We start from the raw sequence: 22708 nt of genomic DNA, 5'->3' as shown, positions 1-22708 counted from the left end.
ACCATGATTAAAACAGAAAAACTGTCTATGCTTTTCACTACGGAAGAGGTGCAGACGAAAGCATTGAACGAAGTCACCTTACACGTAGAACAAGGAGAATTTGTCGCTATAATGGGACCTTCCGGATGCGGCAAGTCAACGTTGCTGAATATTCTGGGTACGTTGGATTCTCCCACTTCCGGCTCTTATTTCTTTGAAGGGAAACAGGTGGATAAAATGAACGAGAACCAGCTGACTGCCCTTCGGAAGAATAATCTGGGCTTTATCTTCCAGAGTTTCAACCTGATTGACGAACTGACGGTATACGAAAATGTGGAACTCCCGCTTGTCTATATGGGGATTAAGGCTGCCCAACGCAAAGAGAAAGTGAACAAAGTGCTGGAGAAAGTAAATCTGCTACATCGTGCCAACCATTATCCTCAACAGTTGTCGGGCGGACAACAGCAACGTGTGGCCATCGCCCGTGCGGTAGTGACGGACTGTAAGTTGCTGCTGGCTGACGAACCGACCGGAAATCTGGATTCGGTGAATGGCGTGGAAGTGATGGAGCTGTTGAGCGAACTGAACCGCCAGGGGACTACGATTATCATTGTCACCCACTCTCAAAGGGATGCGACGTATGCGCATCGGATTATCCGGTTGTTGGACGGACAGATTGTATCCGAAAACATCAACCGTCCGTTAGAAAAAAGTACGTCCTCTAAAAACGAAGCTGTATGATAGGAAATTATTGGAATAGTGCCTATCGGAATCTGATGAAGCGGAAAAAGTTCAGCTTCATTAATGTGTTTGGACTGGCGATCGGCATGGCATCGGCGTTGCTGATCCTGACGTATGTAACCTTCGAGTTCAGTTTTGACAAGATGCACACGAAATATCCCCATATTTATCGTGTGCAAAGTACATTCCACGAAGGGGAGGTGCTGACCGACAACTGGGCAAGCAGCTCCTTCGGATACGGTTCGGCAATGAAAGAGAATCTTGCGGGAATTGAAGATTATACCCGAATCGGCTCTCTGCTACAACCTGAACAGATTGTGAAGTATGGTGAGTTGACGCTGCGGGAAAACCAGATAGCTTATGCCGATCCGGGCTTTTTCCGTCTTTTCGATTTCGAGCTTCTGAAAGGTGATAAAAAGACCAGCCTTTCGATGCCGGGACAAGTCGTAATCACCGAGCGCATTGCCCGCAAATATTTCAAAGAGGAAGACCCTGTCGGAAAGATTCTTATCTTTACCGGTCCCTATTATAAGATATCGTGTGAAGTGACCGGAGTCATGGAGGAAATGCCTTCCAATTCCCATATACATTATAACTTCCTGATTTCGTATACATCTTTGCCCAAGTTTATACATGAATACTGGTATAAGCATGAAGCATATACGTATGTTCTGCTCGATTCGCCGGAGAGGGAAGCGGAAATAGAAAGAGAGTTTCCCGTCATGGCGGAAAAGTACAAGACGGAGGAAGCGTTGAAAAACAAAACATGGGGAGTCGATTTGGTTCCTCTGGCAGATATACATCTCACTCCGCAATTGGGTTATGAAATGGAGACAAAAGGAAATCGTTCTGCCATGATTGCACTTGTCTTTGCAGCTATTGCCATTCTGGCTATTGCCTGGATAAACTATATCAATCTGACAGTAGCCCGTTCGATGGAGCGTGCCAGGGAAGTCGGAGTGCGTCGGGTAGTGGGTGCTTTCCGCAAGCAGTTGATTCATCAGTTCCTGTTCGAAGCGCTGGTTATGAATCTGATTGCTTTCATATTGGCAGTAGGGCTGATAGAACTGATTCTTCCGTACTTTAATCAACTGGTGGGACGTACGGTCACTTTCTCCGTTTGGCTGATGGATTATTGGTGGGTGCTGCTGGTTCTTGTTTTTATCGCAGGGATATTCCTTTCCGGATATTATCCGGCATTGGCTTTGCTGAACCGTAAACCGATTACCCTGTTGAAAGGAAAGTTTTTGCATAGCAAGTCCGGAGAACGGACTCGTCAGGTGTTGGTTATCATTCAATATACGGCCTCTATGATACTGCTTTGTGGAACATTGATCGTGTTTGCACAGTTGAATTTTATGCGCAGCCAATCATTAGGGGTGAAAACCGACCAGACATTAGTCATTAAATTTCCCGGACGTACAGACGGCCTGAATGTGAAACTGGAAGCGATGAAGAAAGCGATAATGCGGTTGCCACTGGTGCATAGTGTCGCAGCTTCCGGTGCTGTGCCGGGCGAGGAGGTGGCTACTTTCCTTTCTAATCGCCGTACCAATGACGCTTTGAAGCAGAACCGGCTTTATGAGATGCTGGCCTGCGATCCGGATTATATAGAGGCATATGGTTTGCAAGTGATAGCCGGACGGGGCTTTTCAGAAGAGTACGGAGACGATGTAGATAAACTGGTGATTAATGAGACGGCCGTACGCAATCTGGGCTTTGCTTCCAATGATGAGGCGATAGGAGAGTTGGTAACAGTAGAATGTACCGATGCTCCGATGCAGATTATCGGAGTGGTCAAAGATTATCATCAGCAGGCGTTGAGTAAGAATTATACTCCTATTATGCTGATTCATAAAGATAAGATAGACTGGTTGCCACAACGCTATATTTCTATCGTAATGACTTCCGGCAATCCACGCGAACTGGTATCGCAGGTACAGGAAATATGGAATCGGTACTTTGCTGATTCCAGTTTCGATTATTTTTTCCTCGATCAGTTCTTCGACCATCAGTATCGTCAGGATGAAGTATTCGGGGTGATGATAGGTTCTTTCACCGGATTAGCGATATTCATATCCTGTCTGGGACTTTGGGTATTGGTGATGTTTTCCTGTTCCACCCGTACGAAAGAGATGGGTATACGTAAAGTCTTGGGAGCTTCCCGCTGGAATCTTTTCTATCAGTTGGTCAAAGGATTTTTCCTGCTGATTCTGATAGCGGTTGTGATTGCTCTTCCGGTAGCCTGGTTCAGTATGAACGCCTGGTTGAGTCATTATGCTTTCCGGACGGATTTAGAAGCCTGGTTCTTTATTGTGCCCGTATTGTTGATGTTGTTCATTTCATTCGTGACGGTGGCCTTTCAGACAATGAAAATAATAATGAGCAAACCTGCTCGTTCGTTAAGATATGAATAGTTTTTAGATTACTCCTTCGGGTATTCGTTAATATCCGGAGGAATTATGTTAAATGTTAACGAGTCTGCTACTTCTATTAAACCATGTTATAAGATGCTTCGCTTTGCTCCGGAAATTTGGAGATATGCAGAAAGTCCGTATCTTTGTAGTGTGTTTTTCATAGTATTAGATTTAAGGTTAACAAAAGATTGGCTGTCTGGGATAGATAGCCTTTTTTTATGCTCTTTTTTTCGTATATTTGAGGGACATAAAACCAGCATAAATATTATGAGAACAATCATGTTAACTCTGTTACTCTCTGTTGCGGCAATATCGTCATTTGCCCAGACAAATACTTATCGGGAATGTACAAGTCAGAATTTTAAAATAATCTCATATACACGGGAACTTTCTCCCCAAGGATGCCAGCAATCTCCGATATATGTGAAGCCCAAGCGTTCATAATACGAAGTATGACTGGTACTTAAATATAATTTCGAGAATCCGAATTTCAGTGTATCCTTCTTGGCTTGTTCTATTAAAAGATTGGCGTAATGATTTCCCCTATACTTTTCTTCAATGAATAAGGCAACCAACCAAGGATATAAATCCGCGCGAGAGTTAAAATCGTTGCTGGTAAGTCCCGCACATCCTATTATTTCATCACCATTCATTAAAAGGTACCATTGAGGAATGGGATTTTCGGCATTCAGAGAATGTCTGAAACAATTGTCATACACCATTTTCGTGTTCTCGTTACCCCACTTGCTTTGGAAATAGGCGATAGCTCTTTCCAGATACTGAGGTGAGTCTCTGAGTGAAACTAGATTCATACGTTTATTGTATTGTTTATATTTAATATTGCCAAAGTTATAAAAGTATTTTTGAAAACCAATAGATTGCCTGTTTTATCTGACTAATTCTGTATATTTGCAAGTATGTCCTGCTTATTAAATAATATCATAATATATATGGAGAATAAAGAATTGCGTGAAAGAATGCTTTCGGGAAAAATGTATAATGACTTGTCTGTAGAACTGGTTCAAAGAAGAGAACAGGCTGTTTTCCTGACCAATGATTATAATTCCACTTATGGAAAGCCTAAAGAAGTTCGGGAGGCATTGTTACGTAAACTATTCTACGGATGAACTAGCTCGCTACTTACTGAAATTTAAGGATCGCTACGCAATTCTTTGTCCCGCAATATGCGAAAGATTATTCGTCTGACAACTGTTGAACTTTCGTCTGACAGTTGTTAGACGAAAAAGAAACAGCTGTCAGACGAAAGTTCAACTATAGTCAGACGAATACTTTTATGTAATCTTGATGCTAGAGTTTAGCAAAGTCGTCCACAAGTTTCCTTGATTTTATCCTAACTATATTCCTTTTGTTTAATGCTGATTACCATAATTTGCAATCTATCCATTCCAGTTTGTCGAATAGCCATAATTCAAAAAAGAACAAGATAAATGGGAGGATAATGATGAAGGTCATAGTCACTCCACTACTTTTCGAGTGTCGGTAATGGGGCTGGCGAATAACTGACCGTTAGGGCAGTTTATTCGTTTGTTATCAACTTCTTCATTTCATTTTTCCTCACGTCAATATAAAGCAAATCATCATGATCTGTTATACTATACAGTTCCATAAAATTCTCTGTTACTAAGTAATATTCATCAAGCCCTTCACAATCGCCGATAAATTTATGTATATCAGACATTCTTGCTTTATAAATGACGAAATCTTTGTTCCAATAATCAATAAAGAAATAGAGAACGATATTTTTGTCAATTATATCTAATAGATGAAAATAAGGGTCTTCCATGTTACAATCTATACTATATGGCACATATTTAAAGCTTAGCCATAATGCACGAGGATTACCAAATACAAAAGTATCATATAGCTTTTGCGTCAAAATCTCTTTATCGGCATCTTCTATTTTCTGAAATGGAAGATGATTATCTTTGATTGTTCGTTCTATTTCTTTATAATCAAACATAACATTTTGCTTTTGTTGATAATGAATAAATCACCACACTCAACGAGTAGTGGTAATTCCGGTAACCGATACCTATAAGGTGCGTTTACTGAATTCTATTTTCTAATTCTATATATGCTACTGACAAAGTTATGAAACTATTAATGAAAAACAATCTAGAGTCCATTTTATTTTATTTACATGACGGACATCGTGATAATATGTATATATTAGCCATTCACTGAAAAAATGACTTTTTCTTAAAAAGAGGATATTTACACAGGCACTAAAGACCGTAATTACATATTACTTATCAAGGAGAATAGAATATCTCCGTCATTTGTAAATACGAAATTCTATCTTTATGTAATTGGAAGTGTTCTTGGGGTAAAATGGTAATCGTTTCCTATTAATACTTATCATTTAGATGGATTAATTAAGGAAGGTACTCCGTTATGTCATTTTCTATTTTCTCGGTATTTATGATGAACTAGAGAAAAAACGAGCAAAAACAGCCTTTTTATAACTTCCTCACTGATGAAAAACAAGTTCATCAGTAAGGAACGGAGCATTGGTTTTAAAGGAACACCCCGTTCCTTTAAAACCAAAGAGTACTGAATGACTAAAAAAAGATGCATATTTCACGCAGTATTATGCAGGATGAACCCGTATTCCTGCATATTATTGCACTAATTTATGCAGGATATGCTGTCGTTCATGACTTTTTGAGCAAATTCCTATTAATATAATATTAAATTTGGAACATTTAGACTGAAATGACATTTATCTTACCAATTCCACATCTTGTCTACAAATGAGGCGTGTTCGTCTCATTTGAAAAACCGGCAATGCAGTATCCCTTATCTTCGTGTCGAAATAAAAAACAGAATAAGTCATGAAGATGAATAAAACTATGTTGTTAGGGGAAGTAGCAAACCGTTCGGGGATTCCGGCAGATGAATGCGGAGTAGTACTTAAAACTTTTGAAAGAGTCCTTTGCGAAGAACTCACACGGAAACTGTATCGTTATGGAGGATGGATATTGCTGTTGATCGGTTTGTTTGTATCAGCCTTTGCTTTCGGGCAAACATCGGAGCGGAAAGGGCGTCCGGTCCAGACCATTCGTGGGATGGTTGTTGACGGAGATTCCAAATATCCTATACCGTATGCGACAGTAAGATTGTCAGATAAAGAGGGGATGGGGGCGACAACCGACAGCCTGGGACGTTTCACCATTCCGCAGGTTCCCGTCGGGAGACATACGGTAGAGGCGGCGTTCATGGGATATGAACCCGGCATTTTCAGAGAAATACTGGTGACTTCCGCCAAAGAAGTCTATTTGGAAATACCTTTGAAAGAAAGCGTCAACGAACTGAGTGAAGTAGTGGTCCGTGCGCGGACGAACAAAGAAGAAGCGATGAATAAGATGGCAACTACCGGAGCACGTATGCTGAGCGTGGAAGAAGCGAGCCGTTATGCAGGCGGATTCGACGACCCTGCACGTTTGGTTTCCGCTTTTGCCGGAGTGGCGCCCAGCGTCTCTTCGAATGGCATTTCGATTCATGGCAATGCACCCCATCTGTTGCAATGGAGGCTGGAGGATGTAGAAATCCCGAATCCGAATCACTTTGCGGATATTGCCACATTGGGTGGAGGAATCCTTTCTTCCCTTAGCTCACAGGTACTCGGAAATTCCGATTTCTTCACCGGAGCTTTTCCGGCTGAATATGGAAATGCAGTGTCCGGCGTGTTCGACATGAAGCTGCGCAACGGTAACAATCAAAAGAACGAAAACACGATTCAAGTGGGAATCATGGGAATTGACGTTGCTTCCGAAGGTCCTTTGAGCAAGAAGCATAAAGCCTCGTATATCTTCAATTATCGTTACTCTACCACAGGACTACTGAATCTTGACGGCGGAACGATGGACTATCAGGACCTGAACTTCAAACTAAACTTTCCCACAAAGATGGCCGGGACTTTCTCGGTATGGGGAACCAGTCTGATAGACAAATTTAAGAGTGACATGGAGAGGAATCCTGAGAAATGGGAATATCTGGGCGACCGCAGCGAATCACGTGACAAGCAGTATATGGCCGCCGGAGGTATCAGTCACCGTTACTTTTTCAATAGTGACGCATCACTGAAAACAACCGTTGCCGCTACCTACTCGCAGTTGGACGGAGGCGCTTCCATGTTCAATCATGCGTTGGAATCGACTCCTTATATGGACCTTGAATCAAGGCATACCAACCTGATACTGACCAGCACCTTCAACCGTAAATTCAGCAACCGCTTTACCAATAAGACAGGATTCACTTATACTGCCATGTTTTATGACATGAACCTTGCCATAGCTCCATACGAAGCTCAGCCGCTGGAAACGGTATCGAAGGGAGATGGCAATACGAGTCTGATTTCTGCTTACAATAGTTCTTCTGTCGGACTGAGTGACCGTTGGACTCTCAACGCCGGTATCTACGGACAATACCTGACGCTGAATAATAAATGGTCTGTCGAACCCCGTGCCGGACTGAAATGGCAGGCTACCCCAAAAGCGACCTTTGCTTTAGCTTACGGCATATACAGCCGGATGGAGAAAATGGACGTCTACTTTGTGAAAACGAAGAGTACGGGAAATCAATCCGTCAACAAGAACCTCGACTTCACCAAGGCGCAACACATCATGCTGTCTTTCGGCTACAAGATTTCGGACCGCATGAATCTGAAAATAGAACCTTATGTACAGTTTCTGCACGATGTACCGGTGATGGCGGACAGTTCTTATTCCGTACTCAACCGCTCCGACTTTTATGTAGAAGATGCGCTTGTCAACAAAGGAAGAGGCCGGAATATCGGGATTGACATAACCCTCGAACGCTTCCTGGAAAAAGGACTTTATTACATGATCTCCGGTTCGTTGTTCGACTCCCGTTACCGTGGCGGAGACGGTGTATGGTACAACACGAAGTTCAACCGCAACTATGTCATCAACGGACTGATCGGCAAGGAGTGGATGTTGGGACGCAACAAACAGAATATTCTTAGCATCAACCTGAAACTGACCTTGCAGGGTGGCGACCGCTATTCCCCGATTGACATGGAAGCAACCATGAAGCATCCGGACAAGGAAGTGCAGTACGATGAAAGGAAGGCATTCTCCAAACAGTATTCGCCCATGTTGATCGGCAATTATACCGTCAGCTACCGCATCAACAAGAAAAAAGTATCTCATGAATTTGCTGTGAAGGGCTTGAATTTTATGGGCACGAAAGAGCACTACGGACATGAGTATAACGTGAAAACCGGAAAGATAGACGCAACCGACGGCTCTACCGTTCTGACTAATGTGAGTTATAAGCTTGAATTTTAGATATCCGGTATAGAGACCATAACGGAAAATGTTTTATCTTCGTACCCAATGAAGCATATGGCAACTGAAACAACTGCAGCAGGCAACGAATCGGCCTTTTTATATAGATTGCTCGTAAGTCCGGCATTCCGATGGATGCGGTATCTGATACTTGTCATGGTGTTGGGTACTATCTCCTTCAATCAGGTCTTCATCATTTTTATGGACTATCGGGATATACTGGGCGTATGGATTTATGTGTTCACGTTTATATATATGCTCACATACGTTGGCGTTATTTGTCTGAACCTTTTCTGGTTATTCCCGAAATATTTGTTGAAAAGGCATTATATGACCTATCTGTCGGTGCTGTCTGTGGCAATGGTCATTGCGCTGCTGATACAGATGGTCATAGAATACCTTGCTTACTCCCATTGGCCGCAGCTTCATGCGCGGGGATCGTGTTTCTCGGTTCCCATGCTGATGGACTACATTTCTTCTTTTATGCTGTCAACGCTTTGCATGATAGGAGGAACGATGACTTTGCTTCTGAAAGAATGGATGATTGAGAATCAGCGTGTTTCACAGATGGAAAAGGCGCACGTACTGTCCGAAGTGGAACAGCTCAAAGAGCAGGTCAGCCCCGAACTTCTTTTCAAAACGTTGCATCATTCGGGTGAACTGACATTGACCGAGCCGGAAAAGGCTTCGAAGATGTTGATGAAGCTGAGCCAGTTGCTGCGCTATCAGTTATATGATTGCAGCCGGCAAAAAGTATTGCTCAGCAGTGAAATCGCCTTCCTTACCAACTATCTGACATTGGAGCAAAGCTCCCTTCCGCAATTCCGCTATCAGTTTACTTCGGAAGGGGAGGTAAACAGGATGCTGGTTCCTCCTCTGCTCTTCATTCCTTTTGTGCGGCATATCATGGAGTTGACGCACGAACAGCAGATATCGATTCCTGTCTCTTTGGACATCCATCTGAAAGCGGAGAAGGGTACGATTGTATTCACTTGTATGTGTCCGCAACTTAATCTCTCCGTAAACAGGGGACTGGAACGGATCAGACAAAGGCTGGACTTATTGTATGGCGACCGCTACGGACTATCTTTTACCATGGAATGTATAAGACTGGAACTGAATGGAGGGGAATAATGAGAATAAGTACAAACGATAAAAATACGCTCGACAGGAATCCCGGTGACGGAACCATGAACAGCAGAAGTGTCACCGCTTTTCTGCTGAGTCCTCATTGCAGGATATACAGACATATCCTCTTGCAGGTGGCTGTTCTGCTGATTACAATCAATGTTTTTTGGTACGAGCCTTTGCAGGTGGTCTCTCTCTTGAAACGCTTTGGAGGCTGTCTGGTCTATTTCTTGTCTATGAATGCGGTGATATATACCAATCTGTATGTCCTGGTTCCTTCTTTTCTGCTAAAGAACCGTTTGGGTGGTTATGTTCTGGCTGCGATAGTTACCAACTTAGTGGTCATCTTTTTCCTTTCAGTTACGCAGGGAATGCTTTTTGAAGTTATTTTGCCTGTCAGGAATCCCGATGGATTTGCCACTTTCATCAACACCTTTTCGGGGATACTTACTATGGGTTTTGTCACCGCAGGTTCGGCGGCTATTTCATTGTTCACTCATTGGCTGCGTCATAATCTGCGCATTGATCAGCTGGAATCTACCACTTTGCAATCGGAATTGAAGTTCCTTAAGAGTCAGATTAATCCGCACTTTCTGTTCAATATGCTGAACAACGCCAATGTACTGATAAAGCGGAATCCGGAAGAGGCTTCCAAAGTTCTTTTCAAACTGGAAGATTTGCTGCGGTACCAGATAAATGACAGTTCGCGCGAAAGGGTTGCTTTAGCCTCAGATATCCGTTTTCTGAACGACTATTTGAATCTGGAAAAGATACGCCGGGATCATTTTCAGTTTACAATGGAGCAGGAAGGGGATATTGACTCCATCTGGATTCAGCCGTTATTGTTTATCCCGTTTGTGGAGAATGCGGTAAAGCATAGTTTTGATAGCGAGCATCCTTCGTCTGTACATCTTTCTTTTAAGGTAGAAGAGAATCGGTTGGAGTTCCGTTGTGAAAATACGATGCCGGCGGTTGCAGTCAGCAACAAGGTAGGAGGGATCGGGCTTGCGAATATTCAGCGTAGATTAGGATTGTTATATCCCGACCGTTATGAATTGGAGCAGATAGAGAATGAAAATCGGTATATGGTAACTTTATGTATAACGTTATGAATTGTATTATTGTAGACGATGAACCATTGGCACGGGAGGCTATGAAATTGCTGATAGAGGAGGCGGAATGTCTTCAGCTGGTGGGAAGTTTTAACAGTGCCGCCACGGCTTCCGACTTTATGGAGCAGCACGTAGTAGACCTTGTCTTTCTGGATATTCAAATGCCCGGCATTACGGGAATTGAGTTTGCCCGTACCATTTCCAAACGGACATTGGTAATCTTTACCACTGCCTATACGGAGTATGCACTGGATAGCTACGAAGTGGACGCAATAGATTATCTGATAAAGCCGGTGGAGGCGGAGCGCTTTCAGAAGGCGGTTGAGAAGGCGCAGTCTTATCATTCTTTATTATTACAGGAGGAAAAGGAAGCCATTGAGACGATTGTGGCTGCCGAGTATTTCTTTGTAAAGGCGGAACGCAGATACTTCAAGGTCAACTTCTCTGATATCCTTTTTGTAGAAGGTTTGAAAGATTATGTAATTCTACAGTTGGGCGAACAACGCATCATCACCCGTATGAGTCTGAAAGCGGTCTTTGACTTGTTGCCGAAGGACTCTTTTTTACGGGTCAATAAATCGTATATAGTCAATACAGCCCATATCGATTCGTTCGACAACAATGATATATTTATCAAGTCGTACGAGATTGCTATCGGGAATAGCTATCGGGATGATTTCTTTGAAGGATTCGTGATGAAACAACAAAGATGGTGACAGGTCTTGCGATGTTTCTTATGTCATATATATCCGTTAGTCTCTAATCTGACGCAATATTGGTAGATAAAGGGGAGCTTATAAAAGAATCTGCCCTCTGTCAGTCATTAGAATGCTGATAGAGGGTAGTTGCATATCAAGAAAAAATCGAAATTAGTTTATTTAGCTTCGTTGTTCTGTTTCAAAAGAAATTCGTCGATTGCTTTCTTCAACTGGTCTTTGGGCAAAGCCCCTTGCGTGATTCTCGGTTCTTCTTTCATCGGAATCAGTAACAGGGTGGGGATGCTGCGGATACCGAAGGCGGCAGCCAGTTCCTTTTCCTGGTCCACATCAATCTGATAGATGTCCACCTTACCACTGTATTCTTTGCTCAGTTCTTCCAGAACAGGATGCAGTGCTTTACACGGTCCGCACCATGTTGCATAGAAATCGACGATTGCCGGACGTTTGCCTTCAAATTTCCAATCATTCGGATTGGCTTCAAAATCATATACCTTCTTTAAAAACTCTGCTTTATTTAATGATACTACTTCCATTTTATTGTCCTCCTTTGTTGGTTCATTACTCTTTTTATTTTCTCCGCCATTTCCCGCACAGGCTGTGGTGGCCAGTACGATAGCGAAAGCGCTCATAATGCTTTTAATCAGTTTCATAAATCTTTTCGGTTTATTTGTTTTCTACGTTGCAAAGGTAAGGCGAAATAGCTTCCCGTGAAATAGCGATTTGACTGGAACACTTGGCAAAATTTCCCATCACTGCTCCTTTAACGCTAAAAAATGTCTTTTTATCTTTGGAAGTAATAAAAATATGCACTACTTTTGTTGCGATAAAATGAGTATTCACCCTTTAAAATGATGGAAAGGGTATTAATTATGTTGGAGCTATAATATTTTCAAATTAGGACTAAGTTGTCTCGTCGGGAAGACGGGGCTTTGCGACATTTTGTTTTTTACGTTTACCGCAACTCTGCTGCTGGCGGTAATAGTTGATTAGTCCTGCAATCACATTTTTATTTTTCAAATTATTCACTTCAATGCTGTGGATGGATGTTTTGTATCCGTATCCGAAGCATTGGCATACCGTGTATAACCTTACTTTCCGCTGTTGAGGCGGACGGGGTGTGGTATGCGAACAGAAAAAAAGTATGGGAATACGATTAAAAGATTTAAGTAAACTGGGATATCGGGATAATGTAGCCCGTAGTCTGGTAGTAGACATTGTAGGCAAATATTGCAAACATGACACGAAGGAACAGATTGCAATGACTTTGAGCAATATACTCGAACATCCCGAATCTTATAAAAACAATGAAATATGGAGTAAGCTGGCGGAACGCCTGTCGCCTACTATTCTTGCGAAAGAGTTCGTAGCTTACGACTTACGGGAAGAGCCGTTGATGTATAAAACCTATGGAGGTAAGTTTATCGAGACTCTTGCCAAACAACAGATGAATCTGGCTATGCGCCTGCCTGTAACGGTCGGCGGAGCGTTGATGCCCGATGCGCACGCCGGTTATGGATTGCCTATCGGTGGGGTACTGGCTACTGATAATGCCGTGATACCGTATGCTGTCGGGGTTGATATCGGTTGCCGGATGAGTCTGACGGTATTTGATGCGAAAGCAGACTTCCTGAAACGATATTCTTATCAGATAAAGGAGGCTTTGAAAGACTTTACACATTTCGGAATGGATGGCGGCCTGGGCTTTGAACAGGAGCATGAAGTGCTGGATCGGGAAGAATTTCGGTTGACTCCTTTATTAAAGGATTTGCAGGGAAAGGCCGTGCGGCAGCTCGGAAGCTCCGGAGGTGGGAATCACTTTGTGGAGTTCGGTGAAATTGCTTTGCAGGCGGATAATGTGCTGAATCTTCCGGAGGGGAGTTATGTTGCTTTGCTGTCTCATTCCGGTTCACGTGGCTTGGGTGCTGCTATTGCCAAACATTACAGTCTGTTGGCCCGTGAAGTCTGCAAACTTCCTCGGGAGGCGCAGCATTTTGCATGGCTGAGTCTGGACTCCGAAGAAGGGCAGGAGTACTGGATGAGTATGAACCTGGCAGGAGACTATGCCCGTGCCTGTCACGAGCGTATTCACCTGAATCTGGCTAAGGCATTGGGACTGAAACCTGTTGCGAATGTCAACAACCATCACAACTTTGCGTGGAAAGAGGAGATAGCTCCGGGACGTATGGCGATTGTGCATCGCAAAGGGGCAACTCCTGCACAAAAGGGACAGGCGGGGCTGATTCCCGGAAGTATGGCTACGGCAGGTTATCTGGTTTGTGGCAAAGGGGTGGAAGAATCCTTGTGCTCTGCTTCTCATGGAGCCGGAAGAGCGATGTCCCGTCAGAAAGCAAAGGAGAGTTTCACTCAGTCGGCTTTGAAAAAGATGCTGTCGCAGGCAGACGTGACATTGATAGGCGGAAGTATCGAGGAAATGCCTCTGGCATATAAAGATATCGATCGGGTGATGTACACGCAGGAGACTTTGGTGGAAGTGCAGGGTAGATTTATGCCTCGCATCGTACGAATGAATAAAGAATAAGGCGATGAAGGAGAAAGTCTATTTACAGATAACTTCCGGCAGGGGACCTGCGGAATGTTGCCGGGTAGTGGCATTGGTACTCGAAAGAATAGTAAGACAGGCGCAGGCAAGCGGACTGAAAGTGGAAATGATAGAACGTGAAGTGGGACCGGTCAACCGGACACTGCTTTCGGCTACCATTGCTCTTCAAGGCGCAGCGAGCGGAGAACTGGCGGATGAATGGGAGGGAACGGTGCAATGGATTGCCCAAAGCCCGTATCGCATTTATCACAAGCGGAAAAACTGGTTTGTCGGTGTGCATTCGTTTGTGTTGTCGGAGAGTCAGGAGGCTACAGAAAGAGATTTCCGCTATGAAACCTTACGGGCTTCCGGTCCGGGCGGGCAGCATGTCAACAAGACAGAGTCTGCGGTCCGTGCCGTTCACATCCCGTCTGGGATGAGTGTGGTAGCTTCCGATCAACGTTCGCAATGGCAGAACAAGAAGCTGGCAACGGAACGCCTGTTGGTGAAACTTTCGTCATGGACGATGGAACAGGCGATGATTCAGGCGCAGGAAAATTGGAGTAATCATAATCATCTTCAACGGGGGAATCCCGTGAAGGTGATTCGGGAACCGTTGATTTAGCTGTGAGCAATAAAAAATATATAAAGTGACTAAAAAGTCGGTTCTATCTCCCATTCCCCTCTCTTCGGGAAGGAGGGGTGGCTGAAAGCCGGGGTGGTAGGTGGATGCATAAATTGATGATAATCAAAGTTATATGCTTACCTACCACCTCCCCCTGCGGGGACTCCTCCTTCCCGAAGGAGGAGAGTTTGAGGTTACTACCGACTTTTTAGTTCGTCTTTATGTATGCAGGATAGTGTCACTATATCAAGGCGATAGTGTCATTATCCTGTTATCATTCTTTCGGGTGATTAACTGAAAATATAAACGATAATTCCGGTAATCACCACATAAGCCAGTGCATATGGGATGGCAGCTTTCAGTATTTCCCCTTCCTTTCCCTGCTGGTTTCCGGCAGAAGTCGCAATGGCGATACTTTGCGGAGAAATAATCTTACCGCCTGTCGCACCTACCGTATTTGCTGCTGACAGCCAGTCCGGACTGACATGAATCTGTCCTGCCACACTTGCCTGTAACTTTCCGAAAAGGATGTTGGAGGAGGTATCACTTCCTGTAATAAATGTCCCCAGGCAGCCGATGACCGGAGCAAACAGCGGATACAAGCTTCCGGTAGCAGTAGCCAGTGCCGTAGCGATGACAGCAATCATTCCCGAAGTATCCATAATGGTGGATAATCCCACGAGACAGATCACGGTAATAAAGGTTTTCTTTAATTGCTTCACCGTATTCCAAAGAACGATAAACAGCTCTTTGACTTTGGCACCCTGTATCAACCCACCGATAAAAGTACCGAGGAAGAGTAGTACACCTGCATGAGTCAGCCACGAGATCGTATAGTTCACAGTGGAAGCATTGACCGGCAGACTGATTCTTGTAACCCAGTTATTCTCCAATGTACTTCTCAAACTCGGGAAAAGCGGACTGGTGAGGATGATCAGGAACAAAATCAGTAAATAGATGCTCCACGCATTCAGTATATCTTTGGTTTTCAGCGTACTTTTCCGAGCCTTTTCTTCTTTCGATGCGGTCAGCTTTCCATAGAGAACGATGACAATGATAGAAAGGATACTTCCGATAATGGCAGGTGATTCTGCCCCCATATATCTGGCAGCCAGATATTGTCCGACCAAAGAAACACCTCCGACCAGCAGGGCCAGAAATATATTCTTCGGGAGTGCTTTCAGTTTGGGATTGGTGAGGAAAAGCAAGACCAGCGGAATCAGAAACATGAGTACCGATAATTGCAATACAACGTTCGTACTGAGTTGTAGCACATCCAGGTTCGTTTCCTTTGCCAATACCAATACCGGAGTTCCGATAGCACCGAAAGCCGTAGCGACACTGTTGGCTATCAGACTGACAGTCGCCGAAAATATCGGCTTGAATCCCAGACTGATAAGAATCGCCGCCGGAATAGCAACCGCCGTTCCGAATCCTGCCATCGCTTCCAGTAATCCTCCGAATCCCCAAGTCAGCAGCAACACCTGAATGCTTTTATCCGTAGAGATGGAAGCGAACTGTTGCTTGATAATCTCCATCTTTTCCGTTTTCAGCAATACGTTATAACTGAAAATAGCCATCAGAATGATGATTAAAATAGGAGAGACCGCTTTCAGCGCTCCATATAAAAAGGAATAAAACAGATTGTCTACAGAAAAGGCGAAACCGAAAAGAGCGATCAGCATGGTTACAATCAACGAGATAATACTGCTCTTGTCGCCGGACATCTTGAAGAACGCCATCAATATGATTAATAGCAATACCGGAATAATAGCAAGGATTAGTGTCATAATTCTAAATTTTAAATAGTCAACTTCTGGTGAATATTTAATATAACAAAACAAAAGGTAGTTTTGATGGATATGTGACTCTAATTTTATCCAACTTCTTTTGGTGAATGTGTCAAAAATATATTCAGGCACGGATTTCACAGATTAACACGGTTTTAAGAGTTAAGTAACCCAAAACCGTGAAATCCGTGTAATCCGTGCCTGAAAAATCGTTTTAAGTGACTTCCGTCCCTTCTGCTACTTCTTGCTCATTTTCATATTCATGATCTGTTGCAACTGTTTCAAGTTTGCCTGAGCAGCTTCATTCCCTAATTTGGCAGCTTGTTCAAAGGCTGCTGTAGCACGTTGAATATCTCCGTTTAAGAAGTTATACACGCCTGTATTATTCAGAAATTCGGCAGTGGTATGATCCGCTTTTTCCATATATTTCAGTGCGGTATTGATATCCTTCTGTGACAGGGCGACAGCCGCTGCATTCAGATTGGCTACGGCATCCGTTGGATACATACGTACGGCAATATCAAATACATCTACAAAGTCCTTGCTGCCTTTCGGATAACTATTGGCTACCTGATACATCTCGTTCAGACTCAGATATTTCGGATTCTCACGGATGATGATACGTCCTTGTTCCACATCGAAGTTGACCACTGTGTAGTCGATTTTGCAGTTCACTTTACGCAGTCCCGGATAAATCTCTTTCAGCATAGTGCGATAAGGAGCGCCGCCGCCGACTTTCATGATTTCCTGTTTACGTTTCACGTCATTCGTTGTATTTTTGATGATATTCAGGAAGGTTTCCTTATCCTTCATCGAAGAGGATTCGAGAGCTTTCACCAGTCCGTCCCAGTTCTCTCCGCCGAAAGTCACTTTATACAGTTTGGCAGATGCCTTTTCGTTCTTGACCAGATAATCTTTCAGAGCTTCCGCACGTTTTTTAGAGAGTTGCTCGTTGAAAGCCAGCGGCCCTTCGGGAGAAGCGAATCCTTCGATGCTGATGCTTTGTACGGTCAGATTCTTGTCATTCTGGATTTTATCAAACATAGAATGAATATTCACCAGTTCGGAGTGATTGTTCATGAAGTCGGTAAGGATGACAGACTTGTTGACGGGGAAGTCCAGATGAGCTTCGTATTGCTCACTGCGGTTTTTCACCACTTCCACTGTAGGCTGGATGTAGGCTACGATAGGAGACATGGCACTCAGTCGTTTGGCTTCGGTAGATACGTCGTTCGTTATCAGTTCCTGCGCGTTCATTTCCTGATAGTTGCCGCATCCGCACAGGTTCTCTACCAGTTGCAGGGAAGCATTTGCCATCCACGGTTGATAAGGAATGACCTGCGTATAATTAAACGTTTCTCTTTTATTATAAGGAACGATGATAGCCGTGGGCTCCTGCTTGCTGATCGCCAGTCCGCGTAGATAGGCTTTCTCGCGTCTTTTGCCGTTGACGATAATCTCCTGTAGCGGGACATTATGTTGTCCGTCCGTCAGCAGCGGGATCAGGCTGAGGCTGCGTGCCGAGCCGATGGTCAGGTTTGCCATATCGACCGTCATGCCGATATAAAGCGAGTTTCCTTGTTGCCATAAGGATACATTCGAGAGCGTGAGCGCATCATTCAGAAATTTCTGTGCATGAGCCGGAAGTATGGTGGCTGCAAGAGCTATAAATAGATAGATAAGTTTTCTTTTCATCATTGTAAGTTTTAGAAAGTTCGATTATTTGATGACATAAATGAAGCTGAGGCCGATTTTGGTCGGGCCGAAATAGTTGCGGGTGTTGTGCCCGAGTTTTTCGCCTCCGTCACCGCGGGCATATTTATCATATTTCAGACGGGCGTAACCGACTCCGATGGTTGCTTCCATGCTCCAGCGTTTGCTGATGATCCACTGGTATCCGTAAGAGATGCCGGCTCCGTACAGACTGCCGTCATAGCGGTCGTGCCCCATTCCGAATATATTCAGGTTGCTGACATTCATTTCTCCGTAGTGTCCGTGCAGACCGAAGAAACTTCCGTTGAAACGTTCGCAGAGCCAGTAGCGCAATTCCGGTTGTACGAGCCAGTGCTTGATCTGGCGGTCGTCGCCAAACTTCCACGGATTGTAGTTGCCGGATACATCGAGGGTGATTTTCTTTGCCAGTCCGACTTCGAATCCCAGGTTGGGAGTGCTCGTAGCCCAGTAGAGGGCATTGGTCTTGATGGCGAATTTGGGTAGATAGGTTTCATTCCGTTGTACTTGCGCATACGCGCTTGTACCCAATACGAGCAGGAAACCGGCTGCTAATAAAAGTTTAATTGTTCTCATTTTTGTTAGGGTCTAGGTTTTATTAAAATGATATGCGATAAACACATGATTGTGTGACTTTGTTGTGTAAACCCGTAGAAAAGATTCCCAGCCCGTATCCGCCATAAAGATGTTTAAGGGCATAAATGCTAACAAATTCGGCAAATGATACGTTTACTATATAAAAATACCTTTGTGTAATCAATATGACAACTAATTAATTTATTACTGACTATTTTTACACATAACATTAATACAAACAGCCTATGAAAGAGCTTATCAAGAATCTGGAAGAACTGAACAGGAAAGCAGAAAAAGGTGGCGGGGATGCCCGTATTGAGAAACAGCACTCTGTGGGCAAGCTGACCGCCCGTGAACGCATTGACTTACTTCTGGAAAAGGGGTCGTTTATCGAACTTGATAAACTGGTGACCCACCGGTGTACCGACTTCGGTATGGAAAAACAGAAATTCTCCGGTGACGGGGTAGTGACTGGTTACGGAATGATCGGCAAACGGCTGGTCTATGTTTTTGCACAGGACTTTACCGTATTCGGAGGGGCTCTTTCGGAGACACACGCCAAGAAGATTTGCAAAGTGATGGACATGGCGATGCAGATGGGAGCGCCTATTATCGGACTCAATGATTCCGGTGGTGCGCGCATTCAGGAAGGCGTCCGTTCTTTGGCAGGGTATGCGGAGATTTTCCTTCGCAATTCCATGGCTTCGGGAGTCATTCCGCAGATCAGTGCCATCATGGGCCCGTGTGCCGGTGGTGTCGTTTATTCTCCTGCACTGACCGATTTTATTCTGATGGTCAAGAACTCCGGCTATATGTTTATCACCGGACCGGACGTAGTCAAGAGTGTGACACAGGAAGAAGTAAGCAAGGAAGATCTGGGTGGAGTGGGCATCCACATGACAAAGTCCGGCGTGGCGCATCTGTCGGCCGAAAATGATATTGAATGTATCAATTACATCCGCGAACTTATTTCTTATCTGCCGGGCAACAATATGGAAGAGCCTCCTTTCGTTGTCACCAACGACTCGCCGACTCGCCTGACACCCGAACTGTCCGACTTGGTGCCTACCAATCCGAATCAACCTTATAATATAAAGGAGATGATAGAAGCGGTGGCCGACGATAATAACTTCTTTGAACTTCAGGCAGAATTTGCCGCGAATATCGTCACCGGATATATCCGTCTGAACGGAAAGACGATTGGGGTGGTAGCCAATCAGCCGCTGGTGCTGGCAGGAACACTGGACATCAATGCTTCTATAAAGGCTGCCCGTTTCGTCCGCTTCTGCGATGCTTTCAATATACCTCTGCTGACTCTGGTCGATGTTCCGGGATTCCTTCCGGGAGTAGATCAGGAATATGGCGGAATCATCCGTAACGGCGCGAAGCTGCTTTATGCTTACTGCGAAGCTACCGTGCCGAAAGTGACCGTTATCACCCGTAAGGCTTACGGAGGCGCTTATGATGTGATGAGTTCCAAGCATATCCGTGGCGATGTCAATCTGGCTTTCCCCACTGCCGAAATCGCTGTGATGGGACCGGACGGGGCAGTAAATATCCTGTTCAAGAAAGAGATCGAAAAGTCACAGACTCCCGAAGAAAGGCGAAAGGAACTTCAGAGCGATTATCGTGAAAAGTTTGCCAATCCTTACCGCGCGGCGGAACTGGGCTATGTGGATGAAGTGATCGATCCGGCCGTTACCCGTCTGCGCCTGATACGCAGTTTCGAAATGCTGGCCAACAAACGTCAGTCCAATCCGCCTAAGAAACACTCTAACATTCCACTTTAATAAATGGAAAATGGAAAGTTGAAAGTTGAAAATGGAGAGTGATCAATTAAAAGAAACAGATTATGATAAAGAAAATATTAGTTGCTAATCGTGGAGAGATAGCCATGCGCATCTTCCGTACTTGCCGGGTGATGAATATTTCGACGGTGGCTGTTTACACGCATGTAGACAGGGGAGCTTTGCATGTTCGCTATGCGGAGGAGGCTTATTGCATCTCCAATTCGCCGGAGGATACTTCTTATTTGAAGCCGGAGTTGATACTGGCCATTGCCAAAAAGACCGGAGCCGCCATTCATCCGGGATATGGGTTCTTGTCGGAGAATGCCGACTTTGCCCGTCGTTGCGAAGAAGAAGGAGTGATCTTTATCGGTCCCGGTGCCGATATTATTGCTAAGATGGGGATCAAGACTGAGGCACGCAAAATCATGCGTGAAGCGGGGCTGCCCATCGTTCCCGGAACGGAAACTCCCGTGCAGGGGATCGAAGAAGTGAAAAAGGTTGCTAAGGAAGTAGGTTATCCTATTATGTTGAAAGCGCTTGCCGGAGGAGGCGGAAAGGGGATGCGTCTGGTCCGTTCCGAAGAAGAAGCGGAGACGGCTCTTCGTCTGTCTCAGTCCGAGGCGGGTACTTCTTTCGGTAATGATGCGGTCTATATAGAGAAATATATCGAGAATCCGCACCATATCGAGGTGCAGATTATGGGAGATAAATATGGCAATGTGGTTCATCTGGGCGAGCGTGAATGTTCCATTCAGCGACGTAATCAGAAGGTGATCGAGGAGTCTCCGTCACCGTTTGTGAAAGACGAAACCCGTAAGAAGATGCTGAAAGTAGCCGTAGAGGCTTGCAAGCGGATCGGTTATTACAGTGCCGGCACACTGGAGTTCATGATGGATAAAGACCAGAACTTCTATTTCCTTGAAATGAATACCCGTTTGCAGGTAGAGCATCCGGTGACGGAGGAATGTACCGGTGTCGATCTGGTGCGTGACATGATCACGGTGGCTGCGGGCAATCCGTTGCCGTATAAGCAGGAAGATATAAAATTCAGCGGAGCTGCCATCGAATGCCGTATCTATGCCGAAGATCCGGAGAATAACTTTATGCCATCTCCCGGAGTGATAACCGTTCGTGAAGCTCCCGAAGGCCGTAATTTCCGTCTGGACAGTGCCGCCTATGCCGGATTCGAGGTTTCCCTGCACTATGACCCGATGATTGCCAAGCTCTGCTGCTGGGGGCGTACCCGCGAATCCGCCATCTCCAACATGGCACGTGCCTTGCGTGAGTATAAGATTCTGGGCATCAAGACGACGATTCCTTTCCATCAGCGTGTGTTGAAGAATGCCGCTTTCCTCGAAGGAAAATATGATACGACTTTCATCGACACCCGTTTTGACAAGGAAGACTTGAAGCGTCGGCAGAATACCGACCCGACTGTTGCCGTGATCGCTGCCGCCGTCAGGCATTACGAGAGGGAAAAAGAAGCTGCATCCCGTGCCACCACACTCCCTGTAGTGGGCGAATCTCTCTGGAAGTATTATGGCAAGTTGCAGATGACTGCCAATAATTATTGAATAAGTGGAGAGTTGAAAATTGAAAGTTAAGTTGGTCATTTATTAAAATTAGAAAGATATGGGTACATCGTTAGCGACTTATTATGCCAAGCTTCTGGATATGCCGGACAGTGAATATAAGGTAGAGATTCTGGAAGACGGACCGATCAAGAAGATAGCGGTCAACGGTAAAATATATGAGGTCGATTACAATATGGGAGGCGACTCCATTCATTCGATCATCATCGATCATCACTCGCATGGAGTGCAGATTTCCCCTTCTTCCAATAATTCTTATACCATCATGAATAAGGGTGAGCTTTATCAGATAGAGCTACAGGGAGAGATGGAAAAGATACACAATGCCCGTGCCGGTACGGAAGCCGTAGGACGTCAGGTAGTACAGGCGCCGATGCCGGGGGTGATCCTGAAAATATACGTGAAGAAGGGAGACGAAGTCAAGCGTGGAGACCCGCTTTGCGTATTGGTGGCCATGAAAATGGAAAACGAGATTCGTTCTGTTACCGACGGAGTGGTGAAAGAAGTCTTTGTCGAAGACGGTATGAAGGTCGGTTTGAACGACCGGATTATGGTGATTGAATGATTCTTGAAAAAATAAAGGTGTTTTACGTACTTATCTCAAAAGTTTTCTTTACTTTTGGCAGATAAGTACGT

General features: G+C 44.6%; 18 protein-coding genes. 12 read left to right on the top strand and 6 right to left on the bottom strand.

All coding sequences use genetic code 11. The features are described from left to right. Positions 1-3: 3 nt before the first annotated feature. Both ACHLI0_RS05400 and ACHLI0_RS05395 read left to right on the top strand, forming a co-directional pair. Positions 4-720, top strand: a complete 717-nt coding sequence (locus ACHLI0_RS05400; protein ID WP_195380924.1) for an ABC transporter ATP-binding protein — start codon at positions 4-6, stop codon at positions 718-720. Beyond that, on the top strand, positions 717-3137 hold the full coding sequence (locus tag ACHLI0_RS05395) for an ABC transporter permease (RefSeq protein ID WP_349082688.1): 2421 nt from the start codon (positions 717-719) through the stop codon (positions 3135-3137). The genes ACHLI0_RS05400 and ACHLI0_RS05395 overlap by 4 nt, the downstream gene beginning before the upstream one ends. A 353-nt stretch (positions 3138-3490) precedes the next feature. Here ACHLI0_RS05395 and ACHLI0_RS05390 read toward each other — a convergent pair whose 3' ends face one another. Beyond that, positions 3491-3949, bottom strand: a complete 459-nt coding sequence (locus ACHLI0_RS05390; protein WP_008762311.1) for a GNAT family N-acetyltransferase — start codon at positions 3947-3949, stop codon at positions 3491-3493. A 138-nt stretch (positions 3950-4087) separates the two neighbouring features. Here ACHLI0_RS05390 and ACHLI0_RS05385 point away from each other — a divergent pair, with 138 nt between their 5' ends. Next, positions 4088-4264, top strand: a complete 177-nt coding sequence (locus tag ACHLI0_RS05385; protein WP_490748602.1) for a maltose acetyltransferase domain-containing protein — start codon at positions 4088-4090, stop codon at positions 4262-4264. A 410-nt stretch (positions 4265-4674) separates the two neighbouring features. Here ACHLI0_RS05385 and ACHLI0_RS05380 read toward each other — a convergent pair whose 3' ends face one another. Continuing rightward, positions 4675-5118: a DUF6756 family protein gene (locus tag ACHLI0_RS05380; RefSeq protein WP_008764831.1), complete on the bottom strand. Its 444-nt coding sequence runs from the start codon at positions 5116-5118 to the stop codon at positions 4675-4677. 874 nt (positions 5119-5992) lie between these two features. On the opposite strand from ACHLI0_RS05380, the gene ACHLI0_RS05375 reads away from it, so the two are divergent. Genes ACHLI0_RS05375 through ACHLI0_RS05360 form a run of 4 tightly spaced genes read left to right on the top strand, consistent with a single transcriptional unit; the run spans position 5993 to position 11426 of the window. Further along, positions 5993-8470 carry a TonB-dependent receptor gene (locus ACHLI0_RS05375; protein WP_490748601.1) on the top strand — a complete coding sequence of 826 codons (2478 nt, stop codon included), beginning with the start codon at positions 5993-5995 and terminating at the stop codon, positions 8468-8470. Between the two features lie 57 nt (positions 8471-8527). Beyond that, the gene (locus tag ACHLI0_RS05370; protein WP_490748600.1) at positions 8528-9604 is read left to right on the top strand and encodes a sensor histidine kinase; all 1077 of its coding nucleotides are present in this window, start codon (positions 8528-8530) and stop codon (positions 9602-9604) included. After that, entirely contained in the window at positions 9604-10710 is a 1107-nt protein-coding gene (locus ACHLI0_RS05365; protein WP_490748599.1) for a sensor histidine kinase, read from the top strand. The genes ACHLI0_RS05370 and ACHLI0_RS05365 overlap by 1 nt, the downstream gene beginning before the upstream one ends. Then, positions 10707-11426: a LytR/AlgR family response regulator transcription factor gene (locus ACHLI0_RS05360; RefSeq protein ID WP_008762319.1), complete on the top strand. Its 720-nt coding sequence runs from the start codon at positions 10707-10709 to the stop codon at positions 11424-11426. Before ACHLI0_RS05365 ends, ACHLI0_RS05360 begins: the two co-directional genes overlap by 4 nt. 158 nt (positions 11427-11584) lie before the next feature. Here the strand turns inward: ACHLI0_RS05360 and trxA are convergent, their stop codons facing one another. Continuing rightward, on the bottom strand, positions 11585-12079 hold the full coding sequence (gene trxA, locus ACHLI0_RS05355) for a thioredoxin (protein ID WP_008762320.1): 495 nt from the start codon (positions 12077-12079) through the stop codon (positions 11585-11587). Between the two features lie 491 nt (positions 12080-12570). Between trxA and ACHLI0_RS05350 the strand changes: the two genes are divergently transcribed. Together ACHLI0_RS05350 and prfH are read left to right on the top strand one after the other, a co-directional pair. Next, on the top strand, positions 12571-13968 hold the full coding sequence (locus ACHLI0_RS05350) for an RtcB family protein (protein ID WP_055221052.1): 1398 nt from the start codon (positions 12571-12573) through the stop codon (positions 13966-13968). 4 nt (positions 13969-13972) lie between these two features. After that, the gene (prfH, locus tag ACHLI0_RS05345) at positions 13973-14593 is read left to right on the top strand and encodes a peptide chain release factor H (protein WP_008764839.1); all 621 of its coding nucleotides are present in this window, start codon (positions 13973-13975) and stop codon (positions 14591-14593) included. Between the two features lie 290 nt (positions 14594-14883). On the opposite strand, the gene ACHLI0_RS05340 is transcribed toward prfH, so the two are convergent. From ACHLI0_RS05340 to ACHLI0_RS05330, 3 genes are all read right to left on the bottom strand, one after another. Further along, the gene (locus tag ACHLI0_RS05340; RefSeq protein WP_490748598.1) at positions 14884-16383 is read right to left on the bottom strand and encodes an L-lactate permease; all 1500 of its coding nucleotides are present in this window, start codon (positions 16381-16383) and stop codon (positions 14884-14886) included. 237 nt (positions 16384-16620) lie between these two features. After that, positions 16621-18078 (bottom strand): DUF3868 domain-containing protein, encoded by a 1458-nt coding sequence (locus tag ACHLI0_RS05335; RefSeq protein WP_072066539.1) that lies wholly within the window; start codon positions 18076-18078, stop codon positions 16621-16623. Positions 18079-18102: 24 nt separating this feature from the next. Then, a complete protein-coding gene (locus tag ACHLI0_RS05330; protein WP_008764843.1) occupies positions 18103-18690 on the bottom strand; it encodes a DUF3575 domain-containing protein in 588 nt (195 codons plus the stop codon). 245 nt (positions 18691-18935) lie between these two features. Between ACHLI0_RS05330 and ACHLI0_RS05325 the strand changes: the two genes are divergently transcribed. The 3 genes from ACHLI0_RS05325 to ACHLI0_RS05315 all read left to right on the top strand — a co-directional run bounded on the left by ACHLI0_RS05325 (position 18936) and on the right by ACHLI0_RS05315 (position 22637). Beyond that, the gene (locus tag ACHLI0_RS05325) at positions 18936-20480 is read left to right on the top strand and encodes an acyl-CoA carboxylase subunit beta (protein ID WP_490748597.1); all 1545 of its coding nucleotides are present in this window, start codon (positions 18936-18938) and stop codon (positions 20478-20480) included. A 62-nt stretch (positions 20481-20542) separates the two neighbouring features. Then, on the top strand, positions 20543-22054 hold the full coding sequence (gene accC / locus ACHLI0_RS05320) for an acetyl-CoA carboxylase biotin carboxylase subunit (RefSeq protein ID WP_490748596.1): 1512 nt from the start codon (positions 20543-20545) through the stop codon (positions 22052-22054). A 58-nt stretch (positions 22055-22112) separates the two neighbouring features. Next, positions 22113-22637: a biotin/lipoyl-containing protein gene (locus ACHLI0_RS05315; RefSeq protein WP_008762328.1), complete on the top strand. Its 525-nt coding sequence runs from the start codon at positions 22113-22115 to the stop codon at positions 22635-22637. Positions 22638-22708 lie beyond the last annotated feature (71 nt).

It is taken from the genome of Bacteroides sp. RCH18 (genome assembly GCF_058231005.1).
Note: the sequence above shows the minus strand (reverse complement) of the source record. Positions and strands in the feature narration are given on the sequence as shown.

What these genes read in the sequence shown, in the direction of transcription:
- ACHLI0_RS05335 (WP_072066539.1), bottom strand. Translation starts at nt 18,078, where the DNA reads ATGAAAAGAAAACTTATCTATCTATTTATAGCTCTTGCAGCCACCATA.
- ACHLI0_RS05330 (WP_008764843.1), bottom strand. Translation starts at nt 18,690, where the DNA reads ATGAGAACAATTAAACTTTTATTAGCAGCCGGTTTCCTGCTCGTATTG.
- ACHLI0_RS05370 (WP_490748600.1), top strand. Translation starts at nt 8,528, where the DNA reads ATGGCAACTGAAACAACTGCAGCAGGCAACGAATCGGCCTTTTTATAT.
- ACHLI0_RS05365 (WP_490748599.1), top strand. Translation starts at nt 9,604, where the DNA reads ATGAGAATAAGTACAAACGATAAAAATACGCTCGACAGGAATCCCGGT.
- ACHLI0_RS05325 (WP_490748597.1), top strand. Translation starts at nt 18,936, where the DNA reads ATGAAAGAGCTTATCAAGAATCTGGAAGAACTGAACAGGAAAGCAGAA.
- ACHLI0_RS05360 (WP_008762319.1), top strand. Translation starts at nt 10,707, where the DNA reads ATGAATTGTATTATTGTAGACGATGAACCATTGGCACGGGAGGCTATG.
- ACHLI0_RS05400 (WP_195380924.1), top strand. Translation starts at nt 4, where the DNA reads ATGATTAAAACAGAAAAACTGTCTATGCTTTTCACTACGGAAGAGGTG.
- accC (WP_490748596.1), top strand. Translation starts at nt 20,543, where the DNA reads ATGATAAAGAAAATATTAGTTGCTAATCGTGGAGAGATAGCCATGCGC.
- prfH (WP_008764839.1), top strand. Translation starts at nt 13,973, where the DNA reads ATGAAGGAGAAAGTCTATTTACAGATAACTTCCGGCAGGGGACCTGCG.
- ACHLI0_RS05390 (WP_008762311.1), bottom strand. Translation starts at nt 3,949, where the DNA reads ATGAATCTAGTTTCACTCAGAGACTCACCTCAGTATCTGGAAAGAGCT.
- ACHLI0_RS05380 (WP_008764831.1), bottom strand. Translation starts at nt 5,118, where the DNA reads ATGTTTGATTATAAAGAAATAGAACGAACAATCAAAGATAATCATCTT.
- ACHLI0_RS05340 (WP_490748598.1), bottom strand. Translation starts at nt 16,383, where the DNA reads ATGACACTAATCCTTGCTATTATTCCGGTATTGCTATTAATCATATTG.
- ACHLI0_RS05395 (WP_349082688.1), top strand. Translation starts at nt 717, where the DNA reads ATGATAGGAAATTATTGGAATAGTGCCTATCGGAATCTGATGAAGCGG.
- ACHLI0_RS05385 (WP_490748602.1), top strand. Translation starts at nt 4,088, where the DNA reads ATGGAGAATAAAGAATTGCGTGAAAGAATGCTTTCGGGAAAAATGTAT.
- trxA (WP_008762320.1), bottom strand. Translation starts at nt 12,079, where the DNA reads ATGAAACTGATTAAAAGCATTATGAGCGCTTTCGCTATCGTACTGGCC.
- ACHLI0_RS05350 (WP_055221052.1), top strand. Translation starts at nt 12,571, where the DNA reads ATGGGAATACGATTAAAAGATTTAAGTAAACTGGGATATCGGGATAAT.
- ACHLI0_RS05315 (WP_008762328.1), top strand. Translation starts at nt 22,113, where the DNA reads ATGGGTACATCGTTAGCGACTTATTATGCCAAGCTTCTGGATATGCCG.
- ACHLI0_RS05375 (WP_490748601.1), top strand. Translation starts at nt 5,993, where the DNA reads ATGAAGATGAATAAAACTATGTTGTTAGGGGAAGTAGCAAACCGTTCG.